Below are 15,971 nucleotides of genomic sequence, written 5' to 3'. Positions count from 1 at the left end.
TCCGATCCGATTTCCTCGGCGCTTTCCAGGTTTTCGCTTTCGCGTTTCCCTTTCCGGCGGTTCCGACTCTATCAGATCCTTTCGGGCCTGATTCCCAGTCAGCGGGGTTCGTCTTCGCGGCTGTTGGGCCGTTCCGACGAGTTGAACTCTAGCGGAATCCTGGCTCCCGAGCTAATCGGGGGCCGTCCTTTCGAACGCAGATTCCTCATTCCGCAAAAGCACGCACCGAAGCCTCGACGACGAATCGCCGACTCATTGGTGGATTCCTGCGGAATGGCTGTCCGGGGACCGACCGAGGTCGACTCTGGCGCCGGACAACTCGGAGGACATTACGTACCTCGCGCAAGAGGTGTCAACTCGGCGCCAGAGGGGCTGCCTCAACCGGTCGGAGCGGCCTTGCGGAGGGCGGTGATGCAGGTGCTGATGGCCTGCTGGAGTTCCTCGAGCCGCTGGACCATGTCGTCCTCGTAGATGTCGTCGGCGTCGTCGAAGGTCAGCTCCTCGAAGACCTTCGTGGCCTTCTGCAGGCTGCTGTAGAACTTCGTGCGGCGTTCCTGGACGCGCAGCTCGGGATCGGCCTCGACCGCCTGGACGACGAGGCTCTTCACGGTGTCGTACGCCTCGGTGGCCCACTCACCCGTGTCCTCGTCCTCGTCCAGCTCGTCGAGGAGGGAGAGGTGCCGCTCGGCTTCGGCGCGCAGCTCGGCCGGTGCGTCGATCGTCTGGCCGGCCGGGGTCTTGACCTGACCGTTCTCGACGATCTGGCGGACGTAGCCGATGCGGTCGGCCGCCCTGCTCTCGGTGGCCACCGCCTTCTTCAGCTCGTCGGTGCGGGCGATGTCGCGCGCCAGCTCCGTCTGAAGGGTCGGGTCCTCCTTCAACCGGTCCAGCAGTGCGGCACGGGCTGTCTGCGCGGTGGAGGGGTCGGCGAGGATCGCGGCCCGCAGCGCGGTGGGGTTCTCGGCGACTTCCAGGGCCTTGGTGGGCCGGATGCCCTCGGCCTCGGCCGCTGCGGTGATCGCGGTGCCGCGCACCGACGTGGCGCTGTTGCGGGAGCTGTAATAGGAGAGCCAGACGTCGGCGTCGGGCAGTTCGATGTCCTCGCCGGGGGTCAGGGCCTCGAACTGCGGGACGATGCCGTCGTCGGCGGCCATGTCCCAGGCCTTGTAGTAACGCATCACGCGCTCCGGCGAGCAGCCCGCCAGCTCGGCGAACTCCTTCGCCGAGATCTTGGGGGTCTCGCCGACCGCCTGTCCGCCGGGCCGCACGCTCCGCGCCACCTTCAGCGCGAACGCCCAGCCGCCGGTCCGCGCGTACGCCCCGAACTCGCGCGCGTCCTGCGCGACGGAGTCGTGCACGTCCTGCGCGGACACGGGCACGTCCTGCGCAGGCACGGTCAGGTCCTCAGTGTGCTCGGGCCCTTCAGGTGCTCCGGATCCAGAGGCTTCCGACGGCGCGATCGCTACAGTCACAGGGGCTCCCGGTTGCTCGCAGGCTACGAAGACAGACCGGGATCCTATATGAGCCTTTTGATCTGATTTCAGCCCCCCGCATCCTGCACGTTTTCAGGGCACAGCTCATCCTCTGATACGCTGCTCCAGCGACGTCACCCCAGCTGACCAGCACCTCCGTCCCCAGTGGCGGCAGGCGGAAATCGCGTTGGGGACACGCAAAATCGTGTGCGACACTGGTTCACGCAAGACGCACACAACAGCTTGGTCCTGTGGAGCAGTTTGGAGTGCTCGCCACCCTGTCAAGGTGGAGGCCGCGGGTTCAAATCCCGTCAGGACCGCTGCGATTCCTCGTGAGTCGCGTGGCTGGGTAGCTCAGTTGGTACGAGCGATCGCCTGAAAAGCGATAGGTCGCCGGTTCGACCCCGGCCCCAGCCACAACCCCGAAGGCCCCGTCCATAGGACGGGGCCTTCGTCGTACGTAGTGGTCTCCGTCGTACGTTCAACCGTTCAACTTGGCATGCCCCATCCGCGGCGCTACGTTCTGCCGGTCGATGCTGCGTGATCGTGTGTGATCGGGGGGACCATGTCGATGGGCAAGGGCAGGGCGAGGTACGGCGAGGACAGTGAGTTGGAGCGGTCGCGGGCCCGGTACGGGCTGCTGGCCGTTGTTCTCAGTAACTGCGCGATCGTCGCCGTCACCGTGGTCGGGGTGTGGCGGCTGGGCGGCGACAAGTCCGTGATCGTCGGCGTGCTGACCGCCGCCTTCACGGCGATGACCAGCATGACCACCGCTTACCTGGGCATCAAGGCCGTCTCCAACACCGCCAAGTCCATCGCCCTCGGCGACACCTCCCGCCGCGAACCCCTGCCGGCGACGCAGGGCCAGGAACCGGCCCCCGCCACCGTGCCCGCCCCGGCCACACCGACCTCCTGAACCACGCCAGCCCCCTCCCCGGCACCGCTGCGCGCAAAAGCGTTCGCCAGTCTTTTCGCCGAGGTGAGATCCTGGATCGCGTATGTCTACGCATCCTGCCCCCGCCCTCGGCGATCTCGCCCCCCGTCTGGCCGAGCTGTCCCTGCGCGACGCGCACCGGCTCGGGCGCAGGCTCGAGGGCGCGCGCCGGATCCGCAAGCCCGAGGCCCGGGCCGCCGTGCTCGCCGAGATCGACGCGGAGGTCGTCCGGGCCGAGGCCCGGATGGCCGAGCGCCGCGCCCGCGTGCCCGCGGTCACCTATCCCGAGCAGCTGCCCGTCAGCCAGAAGAAGGACGACATCGCGGCCGCCATCCGCGACCACCAGGTCGTGATCGTGGCCGGTGAGACCGGCTCCGGCAAGACCACCCAGATCCCGAAGATCTGTCTGGAGCTCGGCCGCGGAGTGCGCGGCATGATCGGGCACACGCAGCCGCGAAGGATCGCCGCGCGGACCGTCGCGGAGCGCGTCGCCGAGGAGATGGACACGCCGCTCGGCGAGGCCGTCGGCTGGAAGGTCCGCTTCACCGACCAGGTGAACCCGGAGGGGACCTTCGTCAAGCTGATGACGGACGGCATCCTGCTCGCCGAGATCCAGACGGACCGCGAGCTGCGCGCGTACGACACGATCATCATCGACGAGGCCCACGAGCGGTCCCTGAACATCGACTTCCTGCTCGGCTATCTCGCCCAGCTCCTGCCCAAGCGGCCGGATCTGAAGGTCGTCATCACCTCCGCGACCATCGACCCGGAGCGCTTTTCCCGGCACTTCGGCGAGGCGCCCATCGTCGAGGTGAGCGGCCGTACGTACCCCGTGGAGGTGCGTTACCGCCCCCTCCTCGAAGAGGACTCCGAGGACGCCGACCGCGACCAGATCACCGCGATCACGGACGCGGTGGAGGAACTCCAGGCCGAAGGGAAGGGCGACATCCTCGTCTTCCTCTCCGGCGAGCGCGAGATCCGGGACACCGCCGACGCGCTCACCAAGAAGAACTACCGGTTCACGGAGGTCCTTCCCCTCTATGCCCGGCTCTCGCACGCCGAACAGCACCGCGTCTTCCAGCAGCACACCGGGCGCAGGATCGTTCTGGCGACCAACGTCGCCGAGACCTCGCTCACCGTCCCGGGCATCAAGTACGTCATCGACCCGGGCAACGCCCGTATCTCGCGCTACAGCCATCGCACCAAGGTCCAGCGGCTGCCCATCGAGGCGATCTCGCAGGCCAGCGCCAACCAGCGCAAGGGCCGCTGCGGCCGTACGAGCGACGGCATCTGCATCCGCCTCTACTCCGAGGACGACTTCCTCGCCCGCCCGGAGTTCACGGACGCCGAGATCCTCCGTACGAACCTCGCTTCCGTCATCCTCCAGATGACCGCGGCCGGTCTCGGCGACATCGAGAAGTTCCCCTTCATCGATCCGCCGGACCACCGCAACATCCGCGACGGCGTCCAGCTCCTCCAGGAACTGGGCGCGTTGGACCCGGCGCAGAAGGACGTACGCAAGCGGCTCACGGACTCCGGCCGCAAGCTCGCCCAGCTGCCCGTCGACCCGCGGCTGGCCCGCATGGTCCTGGAGGCCGACAAGAACGGCTGTGTGCGCGAGGTCATGGTGATCGCGGCCGCGCTGTCCATCCAGGACCCGCGCGAGCGCCCCGCCGAGAAGCAGGCGCAGGCGGACCAGCAGCACGCCCGCTTCAAGGACGAGTCGAGCGATTTCCTCGCGTTCCTCAACCTGTGGCGGTATGTGCGCGAGCAGCAGAAGGAGCGCGGCTCGTCCTCGTTCCGCCGGATGTGCAAGCAGGAGTACCTGAACTTCCTGCGCATCCGGGAGTGGCAGGACATCTACAGCCAGCTGCGGACCGTCGCCAAGCAGATGGGGATCCACCTCAACGAGGACGACGCCCCCGAACAGAGCATCCACGTCTCCCTCCTCGCCGGCCTCCTGTCCCACATCGGCATGAAGGACGTGAAGGAGACCGGAGGCGAGAGCGGCAGGAGCACGGGGAAGAACGAGTATCTCGGCGCCCGGAGCGCCAAGTTCGCGATCTTCCCGGGTTCGGCCCTCTTCAAGAAGCCCCCGCGCTTCGTGATGTCCGCCGAGCTTGTCGAGACGAGTCGCCTCTGGGCGCGCGTCAACGCCAGGATCGAGCCGGAGTGGGTCGAGCCGCTCGCCGGGCATCTCCTCAAGCGGACGTACAGCGAACCGCACTGGGAGAAGGACCAGGCGGCCGTGATGGCGTACGAGAAGGTCACGCTGTACGGCGTACCGATCATCGCGCAGCGCAAGGTGAACTACGGGCGGATCGACCCGGAGGCCAGCCGCGAGCTGTTCATCCGCAACGCGCTGGTCGAGGGCGACTGGCGCACGCACCACAAGTTCTTCGCCGACAACCGCAAACTCCTCACCGAGGTCGAGGAGTTGGAGCACCGGGCCCGGCGTCGCGACATTTTGGTCGACGACGAGACGCTCTTCGACTTCTACGACCAGCGGGTGCCCGAACACGTGGTGTCCGGTGCGCACTTCGACTCCTGGTGGAAGCACAAGCGCCACGAGGAGCCCGAACTGCTCGACTTCGAGCGGTCGATGCTCATCAACGAGCGTGCGGGGGACGTCTCGAAGGACGACTATCCGGACTCGTGGCGGCAGGGACGGCTGAAGTTCCGCGTCACCTACCAGTTCGAGCCGGGCGCGGACGCGGACGGTGTGACCGTCCACATCCCGCTCCAGGTCCTCAACCAGGTCACGGACGAGGGCTTCGACTGGCAGATTCCGGGCCTCAGGGAGGAAGTCGTCACGGAGCTGATCCGCTCCCTCCCGAAGCCGATCCGCCGGCACTACGTCCCCGCCCCCAACTTCGCCCAGAAGTTCCTGGAGCGGGCCGTGCCACTGCAGGAGCCGCTGACCATCACCATGGCGCGTGAGCTGAAGCGGATGGTCGGCGTGCCGTTCACAGCCGAGGACTTCGACTGGTCGAGGGTCCCCGACCATCTGCGCATCAGCTTCCGGATCGTCGACGAGCGGCGCCGCAAGCTCGCCGAGGACAAGGACCTGGAGGCGCTGAAGCTCCGGCTGAAGCCGAAGGCGCGGCAGGCGATCTCGCAGGCGGCCGCGGCGACCGCCGAGCGCGAGGGCGGCGAGTCCCTGGAGCGCAAGGGGCTGACCGACTGGACGATCGGCTCGCTCACCCGCATCTTCGAGACCCGGCGGGCCGGGCAGCCCGTGAAGGCGTACCCGGCGCTGGTCGACGACGGCGACACCGTCTCCGTACGGCTCTTCGACACGGAGGCCGAGCAGGCGCTGGCGATGTGGAAGGGCACGCGGCGGCTGATCCTGCGCAACATCCCGGTCAACCCGGCGAAGTTCGCGTCGGACAAGCTGACCAACGCCCACAAGCTCGCCCTCTCCGCGAACCCGCACGGCTCGATCCAGGCCCTCTTCGACGACTGCGCCATGGCGGCCGCGGACAAGCTGATCGGGGACTTCGGCGGGCCGGCGTGGGACGAGGAGTCGTATCGGAAGCTGTACGAGAAGGTGCGCGCCGAGATCGTCGACACGACCGTGCGCACGGTGGGCCAGGTGCAGCAGGTGCTTGCCGCCTGGCAGGCCTGTGAGCGCCGTCTGAAGGGCACGAAGAGCCCGACGCTGCTGGCGAACCTCACGGACGTGCGCAAGCAGCTGGACGGCCTCGTGAAGCCGGGCTTCGTGACGGAGACGGGGCTGCGGCGGCTGCCGGACCTGATGCGGTACCTGGTCGCGGCCGATCGGCGGCTCCAGCAGATGCCGACGAGCGTCCAGCGGGACACCACCCGCATGGAGAAGGTCCATGAGATGCAGGACGAGTACGCGTGGCTGCTCGAGCAGCTGCCGCAGGGGCGTCCCGTTCCGTCCTCGGTGCTGGACATCCGCTGGATGATCGAGGAGCTGCGCGTCAGCTATTTCGCGCACGCGCTGGGCACGGCGTACCCCGTCTCCGACAAGCGCATCGTGAAGGCGATCGACGCGGCGGCGCCGTAACGGGTCCCGCACGTACGGTGAGTTCGACCCTGGGCTCACCCTCCTGTACAGTCTCTTCTCGCAGCGCAACGCAGAAATCGCACTGCAAAACCTGGTCCTGTGGAGCAGTTTGGAGTGCTCGCCACCCTGTCAAGGTGGAGGCCGCGGGTTCAAATCCCGTCAGGACCGCATGAAGAAGGCCCGGAGCTTCGGCTCCGGGCCTTCTGTGTGTCTTGACGGAGTCACATTCCACCGGTACCCCAGAAACCAGGGCCCTCGCCCCGTCGGGCGACCCCGAGGGGCCCACGGAGGTGGCACATGGCGGCGACCGCTAGGCACGAGACGCGAGCCCTGCTCCGCGCCCACCTGTCGGCCGCTACCGAGTACCGCCATCTGACGCGGCACTGCCCGATCTGCCACCAGCTCCTGCGACTGGCCATGGAGCCCTCCGGGTACGACGAGGAGGGCGACGACGGCGTTCGGGCGGCAGCCGAGGGCGAGGGGCCCTCCACGGCGTGAGGAGCGGGCGTTCAGCCGGCTGGGGAGCATCGGCCGCTGCCGTCCGCGACAGTCGTCCATGCACCCTCGATCCGCCCAACTCCCCTAGCGCAGATAGGCCAATGGCAACAAGGACCCCGGCATGTGACGGGTGTCACCGCATAAGTTTTTGAAACCGCGGAACTTACGCCCCACCTACAACTGGTCAATTTTATATGTGCAATTGCACTGGTCTCCGACGTGCTCCACAGGAGATCCGACAGCCCTCCCCAGAGTCCGACAAGGCCGCTCACAGCTCGGCCGTGCAGCATGGCAAGAGCGGGCGACAGGGGCCATCAGGGCACAAACCAGGGGCTGCCAGGGCACAAAAAAGATCGCGCTGGACCCGGCGGAGTCCAGCGCGATCCACGACGCACCCTTGTCGCTTGTGCAGTTGAGTCGGGCGTGGGACCTGTTGGGGCAGGACCCGCGTCGCTTGGAGCTTTGGTTCGGACGCCTCGGCAGGCTGGGGGGCCTACCGAATTGCCCGGTTATGCGGTTGTTCAGGCCTCGCTGCGCTGCTGGGGGATACCCGCCAGTAGTGCGCGGACCTCCGCCTCGCGGTAGCGGCGGTGCCCGCCGAGCGTGCGGATCGAAGTGAGCTTTCCAGCCTTCGCCCACCGCGTGACCGTCTTGGGGTCGACGCGGAACATGGTGGCGACCTCAGCCGGAGTCAGCAGCGGCTCGGCATCAGGGGTGCGAGCGGTCATGAGCGGCCTCCTCGGGAGAACCGAACCTTCTCGGTTCATTCCTCTAAATTCTGCACCTTGACCCGCGTTGCCCGAAATGGCGGACGCGAGTCGAGTCGGTTATAGGACGAACGGCTTGTCCTCGGCACTACAACTACACCATCTGTCCAGCCGCGTCGGCCAAACCGATGGAATTGCCCCTCCAGGTGTTCATCAGCGACGGAAGCCGATGGACCATGCCATAGCGGACAGTCACGCCGCTGTGACGATCAGTCACAGGGCGATCAGGAGTCATCAGACCCCCCATAGCGTGCAATGCTGAGATTCCACCCATACGTGGGCAGAGAGAGCCTCCCCCGGGCTCCTTGTCCTATTTTGGCATGAGGAGGGGCGTACGAGGCAAGGCCCGCGTAAGTGCGGTCCGTCACGCTTGACACAAAAGCCCGGATCGGGACCTACGTCCCGTAGTGGCGGGTCTTCAGTGAGTGATGACCGTACGTCAGTTCGCCGCGCGCCGGTCCCGGACCGACCGCCAGCGTTCCACGAGCCGACCGTACGCCTCGCCCGCGGTGACCCCGTCCCCGTTGCGCAGCGCCTCGATGCCCTCCGCGACGTCGGCCGCCGAGTGGTCCCCTTCGAGGTCCCCGGCCGGCAGCACGTGCACCAGGCCTCCGTAGTCCAACTCCACCAGCGAGCGCGGGTGGAACTCCTCCAGCCAGCGGCCCACGTCCACCACGCCGTCGATCAGCGGCCCCTCGTCGATCGTCTCGCGAAGCGTGCGCAGCGCCCGTGCCACCCGGCGCCGCGCCTGCACCATCGGCGTCCGGTAGCGCAGCATGGGCGGGTCGTCGCCGGAGGCCTTGTCGTAGCGGCGCTCCTCGTCGGAGACCAGCACGAACCAGTTCAGCGGCACCTGCCAGGTCGCGGTGCGGATCCACGGGCGGGCGTCGGGGTTGCGGGACAGCCAGCGCTCGTAGTCCTGGGCGGCCTGATGGCGCACGAGCGGCGGCAGGACCGCGTCCAGGACCGGCGCCGGCAGCTCCTCGGCCAGCTCGCCGAGCGCCTGCCAGCCGCGCAGCCGGGTGCGCCAGGGGCAGACACAGAGCACCCCCTCGACGTCCAGCACGAAGGCGTCGCCGCTCTCGTGCACCGGCACCGGGATCGGCGGGGTGGGCAGCAGGTCGGCGAGGGAGCGGCGCAGCTCGTCCTGGTACGACGGGCGGTCGGGACGGCGGGCGTAGCGCGCCCAGTGGTCGCGCTCCGGGTCCGGGAAGGCGGCCAGTGGTTCGTACACGCGCAGGTAGGTCGCGTACGGGACGATCACCGAGGACACCTTGGGCACGCCCCTTCCCTCCCCCTGGAGCCACCAGGGAAACCTTCGAAACCCGCCCACTGGAGCGCAGGAAATCTATGCAAAGCGAACCACGGCCGGACTCCCCGTGTAGGTGATCCTGAACACTGCGCGGATGGTGAGGGCGCACAGGCCCTAATCTCGTGCCCAACAGCCCCCGCCACCCGTACGGGAGCTGCTTCCAACCGCCGCAACTTACCTGGGAGTCACCACCGTGACCGACGTAACCGGCGCCTCTGCTGATGTACTGCACACCCTGTTTCACTCGGAGCAGGGCGGTCATGAGCAAGTCGTGCTCTGTCAGGACCGGGCCAGCGGCCTCAAGGCCGTCATCGCCATCCACTCCACCGCGCTGGGCCCCGCCCTCGGCGGTACGCGCTTCTACCCGTACGCGAGCGAGGCGGAGGCCGTCGCCGACGCGCTGAACCTCGCACGCGGGATGTCGTACAAGAACGCCATGGCCGGTCTCGACCACGGCGGCGGCAAGGCCGTCATCATCGGGGACCCGGAGAAGATCAAGAGCGAGGAGCTGCTCCTCGCCTACGGCCGCTTCGTGGCCTCGCTCGGCGGGCGCTACGTGACCGCGTGCGACGTCGGCACCTATGTCGCCGACATGGACGTGGTGGCCCGCGAGTGCCGCTGGACGACCGGGCGCTCCCCCGAGAACGGCGGTGCGGGCGACTCGTCCGTGCTGACCGCCTTCGGTGTCTTCCAGGGCATGCGGGCCTCCGCCCAGCACCTGTGGGGCGACCCGTCGCTGCGCGGCCGCAGGGTCGGCGTCGCGGGCGTCGGCAAGGTCGGCCACCACCTGGTGCAGCACCTGCGGGACGAGGGCGCCGAGGTCGTGATCACGGATGTCCGGGAGGAGTCGGTGCGGCGGATCCTGGACCGGCACCCGGAGGGCGTCACGGCCGTCGCGGACACCGAGGCGCTGATCCGCGTGGAGGGCCTCGACATCTACGCCCCCTGCGCGCTGGGCGGCGCCCTGAACGACGACTCCGTGCCGGTGCTGACCGCCAAGGTGGTGTGCGGCGCGGCCAACAACCAGCTCGCGCACCCGGGAGTGGAGAAGGATCTCGCCGACCGCGGCATCCTCTACGCGCCGGACTACGTGGTGAACGCGGGTGGTGTCATCCAGGTCGCCGACGAGCTGCACGGCTTCGACTTCGAGCGGTGCAGGGCGAAGGCCGCGAAGATCTTCGACACCACGCTGGGAATCTTCGCACGTGCGAAGGATGATGGGATTCCGCCGGCCGCCGCGGCCGACCGGATCGCCGAGCAGAGGATGGCGGAGGCGCGCCGCCGCTGATCTCGGAGCGGGTACCGGGGGCCTGCCGGCGGACGACTTCGAGAGAACTCTCACGTCCGTCGGCGGGTCGGGCGCCAAGAAGAGGTTAAAATCGCGGTTGACCAGCGAGGACAGGGCACCTCGCGGGTTCTGGGACCAGGCGCGTCCTGCGGGCGACGTACCGTATGGGCGTGGGCTCAGGTACCGTGGAAGCCCTACGGACCGGTCTCTCCACGGAGAGCCCGTTCCAGATCATGAACGCGTGTCAAGACTCTGGGGCCGTCGAGCCCCGTATCCGAGGGGGTCGAGCCATGGGGCGCGGCCGGGCAAAGGCCAAGCAGACGAAGGTCGCCCGCCAGCTGAAGTACAGCAGCGGCGGGACTGATCTGTCGCGTCTGGCCAATGAGCTGGGCGCTTCGACTTCGAGCCAGCCGCCGAATGGCGAGCCGTTCGAAGACGACGACGAGGAAGATGACCCGTACGCCCAGTACGCGGATCTCTACAACGACGATGAGGACGAGGACGATGAGTCCGGTCCTACGTCGCAACGCCGCGGCGCTTGACCGCGCGGCCCTCGCAGTTCTCGTTGTTCTCGTAGCAACTGCACTTCACCCGGTCCGGGGCCTTGGCGCCGGACCGGGTTTCGTGCTGCCGTACGGCTCTTACTTGGCGTAGTCGCCGATCAGCGCCGCGCCCGTGGTGTGCTCGCCGCGCTCGGTGATCTCGCCGGCGATCCAGGCCTCCACCCCGCGGTCCGCGAGCGTGGCCAGGGCGACGTCGGCGGACTCCTCGGGGACGATCGCGATCATGCCGACGCCCATGTTCAGCGTCTTCTCCAGCTCCAGGCGCTCGACCTTGCCGGTCCTGCCGACGAGGTCGAAGACGGGGGCCGGGGTCCACGTCTCGCGGTCGACGATCGCGTGCAGGCCGTCCGGGATGACGCGGGCCAGGTTGGCCGCCAGACCGCCGCCGGTGACGTGGCTGAAAGCGTGCACCTCGGTGGTGCGGGTGAGCGCCAGACAGTCCAGCGAGTAGATCTTGGTGGGCTCCAGGAGCTCCTCGCCGAGCGTGCGGCCGAATTCCTCGATCTGCGCGTCCAGGGCCATTCCTGCCTGGTTCAGCAGGACGTGGCGGACGAGCGAGTACCCGTTCGAGTGAAGGCCGGAGGCGGCCATCGCGATGACCGCGTCACCCGTACGGATGCGATCCGGGCCGAGCAGCTGGTCGGCCTCGACCACGCCCGTGCCGGCGCCCGCGACGTCGAAGTCGTCGGGACCCAGCAGGCCGGGGTGCTCGGCCGTCTCGCCGCCCACCAGGGCGCAGCCGGCGAGCACACAGCCCTCGGCGATGCCCTTCACGATGGCGGCGACACGCTCGGGGTGGACCTTGCCGACACAGATGTAGTCGGTCATGAAGAGCGGCTCGGCGCCGCACACCACGATGTCGTCCATGACCATCGCGACCAGGTCGTGGCCGATGGTGTCGTACACGCCGAGCTGCCGGGCCAGGTCGACCTTCGTGCCCACGCCGTCCGTGGCGGAGGCGAGCAGCGGGCGCTCGAAGCGCTTGAGGGCGGAGGCGTCGAAGAGGCCGGCGAAGCCGCCGAGGCCGCCGAGGACCTCGGGGCGCTGCGTCTTCTTCACCCACTCCTTCATGAGCTCTACGGCGCGGTCGCCCGCTTCGATGTCGACGCCGGCAGCTGCGTAGCTGGCACCAGTGGTCTCAGACATAAGGATTGAGAGCTTTCGTGTCGTACAGCTGTAGTGCTGCGGGGTCTTACGGGCGACGGATCGCGTCGGCCGCGGCCGTGGCTGCCGGTCCGGCGGCCAGCTCGGTCTCCAGGAGCTGCTTGCCGAGCAGCTCGGGGTCCGGGAGCTCCATCGGGTACTCGCCGTCGAAGCAGGCGCGGCAGAGGTTCGGCTTGGCGATGGTGGTCGCCTCGATCATGCCGTCGAGGGAGATGTACGAGAGGGAGTCGGCGCCCAGCGAGGTGCCGATCTCCTCCACGGTCATTCCGTTGGCGATCAGCTCGGCGCGGGTGGCGAAGTCGATGCCGAAGAAGCAGGGCCACTTCACGGGGGGCGACGAGATCCGGATGTGGACCTCGGCGGCGCCCGCCTCGCGGAGCATCCGGACGAGCGCGCGCTGCGTGTTGCCGCGCACGATCGAGTCGTCGACGACGACCAGGCGCTTGCCCTTGATGACTTCCTTGAGGGGGTTCAGCTTCAGGCGGATGCCGAGCTGGCGGATCGTCTGCGAGGGCTGGATGAAGGTCCGGCCGACGTAGGCGTTCTTGACGAGTCCGGCGCCGAAGGGGATGCCGCTGGCCTCCGCGTAACCGATCGCGGCGGGCGTCCCGGATTCCGGGGTCGCTATGACCAGATCGGCCTCTACGGGGGCTTCCTTGGCGAGGCGGCGGCCCATCTCGACACGCGAGAGGTACACGTTCCGGCCGGCGATGTCCGTGTCGGGACGGGCCAGGTACACGTACTCGAAGACACAGCCCTTGGGCTTCGCGTCCGCGAATCGGGAGGTACGCAGGCCGTTCTCGTCGATGGCGACGAACTCGCCCGGCTCGATCTCACGGACGTACGCGGCGCCGCAGATGTCGAGGGCGGCGGACTCGGAGGCGACGACCCAGCCGCGCTCCAGACGGCCGAGGACCAGCGGGCGGATGCCCTGCGGGTCGCGAGCCGCGTAGAGAGTGTGCTCGTCCATGAAGACGAGGCTGAAGGCGCCCTTGACCTGCGGGAGGATCTTGGCGGAAGCCTCTTCTATGGTCAGCGGCTTGCCGTCGTCGTCGACCTGGGCCGCGAGGAGCGCGGTGAGCAGGTCGGTGTCGTTGGTGGCGGCCACCCGGGTGGACCGGCCGTTGTTGTCCTTCGGGAGGTCGGCGACCATCTCGGCGAGCTGCGCCGTGTTGACCAGGTTGCCGTTGTGGCCGAGCGCGATGGAGCCGTGCGCGGTGGCACGGAACGTCGGCTGGGCGTTCTCCCACACGGAGGCGCCGGTGGTCGAGTAGCGGGCGTGACCGACCGCGATATGACCCTGGAGCGAACCGAGAGAGGTCTCGTCGAAGACCTGGGACACGAGGCCCATGTCCTTGAAGACGAGGATCTGGGAGCCGTTGCTGACCGCGATTCCCGCGGATTCCTGGCCTCGATGCTGGAGGGCGTAGAGCCCGAAGTAAGTGAGCTTGGCGACCTCTTCGCCGGGAGCCCAGACACCGAAGACGCCGCAAGCGTCCTGGGGGCCTTTCTCGCCGGGGAGCAGATCATGACTGAGTCGACCGTCACCACGTGGCACGGCTCCGAGTGTAGGCGAGATCGACCACTGGTCCGAATTGGGGATGCCGCGGGCCTAATGGATCATCGTTCGGCGACAGCGGTGACTGTTGTGCCGTTTGTGCTGGTCAGCGCGAGGGTGCGGTGATCCAGTTCGTACGTGACCGTGCTCTTGAAGAGGCTCAGCAGGGTCTTCTCGGTGTCCATGAGTGAGCGGTCGCACATCATTCGGGTGGTGGCCGGGGTGCCCAGGGTGATATGTCCGTCGCGGACGGTGGCTTTCGAGGTGACGTCGTTGCAGCCGAGGCGGCCGGTGACCCTGCCGTTCTTGTCCAGGACCAGGTACGCCTTGGCGCCCTTCGGGAGGGACTCGGCGACGGTCCCGTCACCGAGTGCCGTGATGGTCCACTTCGTGCCGTGGAGCGGGGCGTCCTGCTCCTTGGTGAGGTGGACGCGGTCGCCGTCGTCCGTGGTGAGCGTGAGGCTGTTCCTGCCGACGTCGGTCTTGAGCGAGCCGTCGGCAAGGGTTCGGGCGAGGGTGTCCTCGAACTTCATGGCGCCCTCTTCGCAGGCCATCTCGGTGGTCTCGGTGTCGCCGAGGTCGATGCGGTCCCCCTTGAAGGTGGCGTTCGCGTAGAAGTGGTTGCAGCCGTAGTTGCCCTGGACCCTGCCGTCGTCGCCGATCTCGACGTGCGCGCCGGTGGGGGCCTGCCTGCTGGTCCCGTTCACGGTGACGCTGTCGACGCTCCAGTGGACGCCGGTGACGGACGACCGCGGGCCCGCACCGACCGAGGTGCTCCCCGTTTCGTTGCCGCAGGCCACGGCGAGCGGGAAGACGGTCAGGGTGGTGAGCGTCAGGGCGGAGAGTGTCAGTCGCTGCCTGTCCATGCCGGTGTGACGGGTCGAGTGGGGTGGTTGGTTCCACCCGCGCCGTAGGTCGACCGGGCTCAGCCCATCAGCGGCAGCAGCCCGCCCAGGTCCGCCCGCTCCCCGCTCGCGCTGACCTTCGCCTCGTCGAGGGCGGTCTTCCAGGCCAGGCGTCCGGTCGCGAGCCGGATCCAGGTCAGCGGGTCGGTCTCGACGACGTTGGGCGGGGTGCCTCGGGTGTGCCGGGGCCCCTCGACGCACTGCACGACGGCGTACGGCGGGATCCGCACCTCGGTCGAGGCACCGGGTGCCCGCACGGCGAGCGTGTCGGCGAGCAGCCGGGTGCAGGCGGCGAGCGCCTGGCGGTCGAGGGGGATGTCGAGGCCGGGGACGGCCCGGTTCAGGTCGTCGGTGTGGACGACGAGTTCGACGGTGCGGGTGACCAGGTAGTCGGCGAGGGGCAGGGCGCCCGCGCTCGTGGCGAGCAGCCGGTCGCCGGGGGCGGTCGCCAGGCGCTCGGTGATCTGTTCCTCGACCTGGGCGTAGAGCGCGTCGAGGTCGGGGTTGTGTTCGGCGAGTGCGCGGGTGCCGTAGGCGATGGCGTCGGCCCGCGCGGCGGTCCCGGACGCCCAGTCCAGCAGGCCGAGCTCGGCCTTGGCCGGCTCCTCGCGGTCGAGGTTCCGGCTGACGGTCGCGACGGCCATGGTGAGGTGCGCGGCCAGCTCCCGTACGGTCCAGTCCCCGAGGTCCGTGGGCCCCGCCAACTGCTCCTCGCCGAGGGCGCGTACGCCTGCTCGTACGTTCGCGAACTGCGCGAGAACCGCCGTACGGATCTTCGCGGGGTCGTACGTACGGGCGCGCTTCTTGGCTGGTGGCATGGCCGAGAGCCTAGGGCTTGACCGCGTATCCGCTCAGGCCCTTTTCGATCAGGTCGAAGGCCCGTTCGGTGCGCTCGGTGGCGTCGGCGGCGACCGCGTCCGGGCTCTCGCCGGCGGCGACGCGGTTGTGGTGCTCCTCTATGAGGGCGTTGCGGGCGGCGCTGAGCATGGCGGCGGCGATGGTGGCCAGCGTCGGGTCGCCGGTCTCCTCCGCGAGCTGTGCGGCCAGCTCCCGGGTGCCCTTCTGGGCGGCGATGAAGGCGCGTTCCATCAGCACCGGGGTCTCCATGACGAGTTGGCGCACCTGCCGGGAGAAGGGCTCGCCGTGCAGGCCGACCGCCGGGTCGCGGGACTCGACCAGCTCCAGGAACTGGCGGCGTACGGCGTCCACGGCGGACTCGCCGGGCTCCCGCTCGCGCACGGCACGGGCCGCGTCGGAGAAGTGCTCCTCGACCGGGAGGAAGACCAAGTCCTCCTTGGAGCCGAAGTAGTTGAAGACGGTCATCTTGGAGACCTCGGCCGCGTCGGCGATCTCCTGGACCGAGACGTCGTCGAAGCCGCGCTCGATGAACAGCTCGACGGCGGTCCGGTAGATCCGCTTCGCGGTCTGTATTTTCTTCCGCTCGCGCAGCCCCATCGCCTCAGCCATGACCACACTG

The 15,971-nt window shown here is 68.5% G+C and carries 13 protein-coding genes and 3 tRNA genes; 8 read left to right on the top strand and 8 right to left on the bottom strand.

The window, feature by feature from the left end; all coding sequences use genetic code 11:
• Nucleotides 1–377 precede the first annotated feature (377 nt).
• The gene (locus AB5J56_RS23955) at nucleotides 378–1,394 is read right to left on the bottom strand and encodes a hypothetical protein (protein WP_369234813.1); all 1,017 of its coding nucleotides are present in this window, start codon (nucleotides 1,392–1,394) and stop codon (nucleotides 378–380) included.
• 323 nt (nucleotides 1,395–1,717) lie between these two features.
• Here AB5J56_RS23955 and AB5J56_RS23950 point away from each other — a divergent pair.
• The 6 genes from AB5J56_RS23950 to AB5J56_RS23925 all read left to right on the top strand — a co-directional run bounded on the left by AB5J56_RS23950 (nucleotide 1,718) and on the right by AB5J56_RS23925 (nucleotide 6,937).
• Nucleotides 1,718–1,792 (top strand) — tRNA-Asp (locus AB5J56_RS23950).
• Between the two features lie 23 nt (nucleotides 1,793–1,815).
• Nucleotides 1,816–1,889 (top strand) — tRNA-Phe (locus tag AB5J56_RS23945).
• Nucleotides 1,890–2,037: 148 nt separating this feature from the next.
• On the top strand, nucleotides 2,038–2,388 hold the full coding sequence (locus tag AB5J56_RS23940) for a hypothetical protein (RefSeq protein WP_369234812.1): 351 nt from the start codon (nucleotides 2,038–2,040) through the stop codon (nucleotides 2,386–2,388).
• 82 nt (nucleotides 2,389–2,470) lie between these two features.
• Nucleotides 2,471–6,439 (top strand): ATP-dependent RNA helicase HrpA, encoded by a 3,969-nt coding sequence (gene hrpA, locus AB5J56_RS23935; protein WP_369234811.1) that lies wholly within the window; start codon nucleotides 2,471–2,473, stop codon nucleotides 6,437–6,439.
• 93 nt (nucleotides 6,440–6,532) lie between these two features.
• A tRNA-Asp gene (locus AB5J56_RS23930) sits at nucleotides 6,533–6,607 on the top strand.
• Between the two features lie 129 nt (nucleotides 6,608–6,736).
• Nucleotides 6,737–6,937, top strand: coding sequence for a DUF6274 family protein (locus AB5J56_RS23925; RefSeq protein ID WP_369234810.1), 201 nt, complete (start codon nucleotides 6,737–6,739; stop codon nucleotides 6,935–6,937).
• A gap of 521 nt (nucleotides 6,938–7,458) precedes the next feature.
• Here AB5J56_RS23925 and bldC read toward each other — a convergent pair.
• Both bldC and AB5J56_RS23915 read right to left on the bottom strand, forming a co-directional pair.
• The gene (gene bldC, locus AB5J56_RS23920) at nucleotides 7,459–7,665 is read right to left on the bottom strand and encodes a developmental transcriptional regulator BldC (protein WP_003949541.1); all 207 of its coding nucleotides are present in this window, start codon (nucleotides 7,663–7,665) and stop codon (nucleotides 7,459–7,461) included.
• 478 nt (nucleotides 7,666–8,143) lie between these two features.
• Entirely contained in the window at nucleotides 8,144–8,986 is an 843-nt protein-coding gene (locus AB5J56_RS23915; RefSeq protein ID WP_369234809.1) for a hypothetical protein, read from the bottom strand.
• 223 nt (nucleotides 8,987–9,209) lie between these two features.
• Between AB5J56_RS23915 and AB5J56_RS23910 the strand changes: the two genes are divergently transcribed.
• Nucleotides 9,210–10,304: a Leu/Phe/Val dehydrogenase gene (locus tag AB5J56_RS23910; protein WP_369234808.1), complete on the top strand. Its 1,095-nt coding sequence runs from the start codon at nucleotides 9,210–9,212 to the stop codon at nucleotides 10,302–10,304.
• 290 nt (nucleotides 10,305–10,594) lie between these two features.
• Nucleotides 10,595–10,846: a DUF3073 domain-containing protein gene (locus AB5J56_RS23905; protein WP_010985561.1), complete on the top strand. Its 252-nt coding sequence runs from the start codon at nucleotides 10,595–10,597 to the stop codon at nucleotides 10,844–10,846.
• A 99-nt stretch (nucleotides 10,847–10,945) separates the two neighbouring features.
• Here the strand turns inward: AB5J56_RS23905 and purM are convergent, their stop codons facing one another.
• The 5 genes from purM to AB5J56_RS23880 form a co-directional block, all read right to left on the bottom strand.
• Complete coding sequence (gene purM, locus AB5J56_RS23900; RefSeq protein ID WP_369234807.1) at nucleotides 10,946–12,013, bottom strand: phosphoribosylformylglycinamidine cyclo-ligase; 1,068 nt, start codon at nucleotides 12,011–12,013, stop codon at nucleotides 10,946–10,948.
• Between the two features lie 46 nt (nucleotides 12,014–12,059).
• Nucleotides 12,060–13,589, bottom strand: a complete 1,530-nt coding sequence (gene purF / locus AB5J56_RS23895; protein WP_369234806.1) for an amidophosphoribosyltransferase — start codon at nucleotides 13,587–13,589, stop codon at nucleotides 12,060–12,062.
• Between the two features lie 62 nt (nucleotides 13,590–13,651).
• Nucleotides 13,652–14,455: an META domain-containing protein gene (locus AB5J56_RS23890; protein WP_369234805.1), complete on the bottom strand. Its 804-nt coding sequence runs from the start codon at nucleotides 14,453–14,455 to the stop codon at nucleotides 13,652–13,654.
• 59 nt (nucleotides 14,456–14,514) lie between these two features.
• Complete coding sequence (locus tag AB5J56_RS23885) at nucleotides 14,515–15,312, bottom strand: sterol carrier family protein (protein ID WP_369234804.1); 798 nt, start codon at nucleotides 15,310–15,312, stop codon at nucleotides 14,515–14,517.
• A gap of 10 nt (nucleotides 15,313–15,322) precedes the next feature.
• A complete protein-coding gene (locus AB5J56_RS23880) occupies nucleotides 15,323–15,961 on the bottom strand; it encodes a TetR/AcrR family transcriptional regulator (protein WP_369234803.1) in 639 nt (212 codons plus the stop codon).
• Between the last annotated feature and the right edge of the window lie 10 nt (nucleotides 15,962–15,971).

It is taken from the genome of Streptomyces sp. R21, from assembly GCF_041051975.1.
Taxonomy (GTDB): Bacteria; Actinomycetota; Actinomycetes; order Streptomycetales; family Streptomycetaceae; genus Streptomyces.
Note: the sequence above shows the minus strand (reverse complement) of the source record. Positions and strands in the feature narration are given on the sequence as shown.

Bases quoted from the DNA above. Each gene is read 5' to 3' on its own strand.
- AB5J56_RS23885 (WP_369234804.1), bottom strand. From the start codon at position 15,312: ATGCCACCAGCCAAGAAGCGCGCCCGTACGTACGACCCCGCGAAGATC.
- purM (WP_369234807.1), bottom strand. From the start codon at position 12,013: ATGTCTGAGACCACTGGTGCCAGCTACGCAGCTGCCGGCGTCGACATC.
- AB5J56_RS23890 (WP_369234805.1), bottom strand. From the start codon at position 14,455: ATGGACAGGCAGCGACTGACACTCTCCGCCCTGACGCTCACCACCCTG.
- AB5J56_RS23880 (WP_369234803.1), bottom strand. From the start codon at position 15,961: ATGGCTGAGGCGATGGGGCTGCGCGAGCGGAAGAAAATACAGACCGCG.
- AB5J56_RS23905 (WP_010985561.1), top strand. From the start codon at position 10,595: ATGGGGCGCGGCCGGGCAAAGGCCAAGCAGACGAAGGTCGCCCGCCAG.
- hrpA (WP_369234811.1), top strand. From the start codon at position 2,471: ATGTCTACGCATCCTGCCCCCGCCCTCGGCGATCTCGCCCCCCGTCTG.
- bldC (WP_003949541.1), bottom strand. From the start codon at position 7,665: ATGACCGCTCGCACCCCTGATGCCGAGCCGCTGCTGACTCCGGCTGAG.
- AB5J56_RS23925 (WP_369234810.1), top strand. From the start codon at position 6,737: ATGGCGGCGACCGCTAGGCACGAGACGCGAGCCCTGCTCCGCGCCCAC.
- AB5J56_RS23940 (WP_369234812.1), top strand. From the start codon at position 2,038: ATGTCGATGGGCAAGGGCAGGGCGAGGTACGGCGAGGACAGTGAGTTG.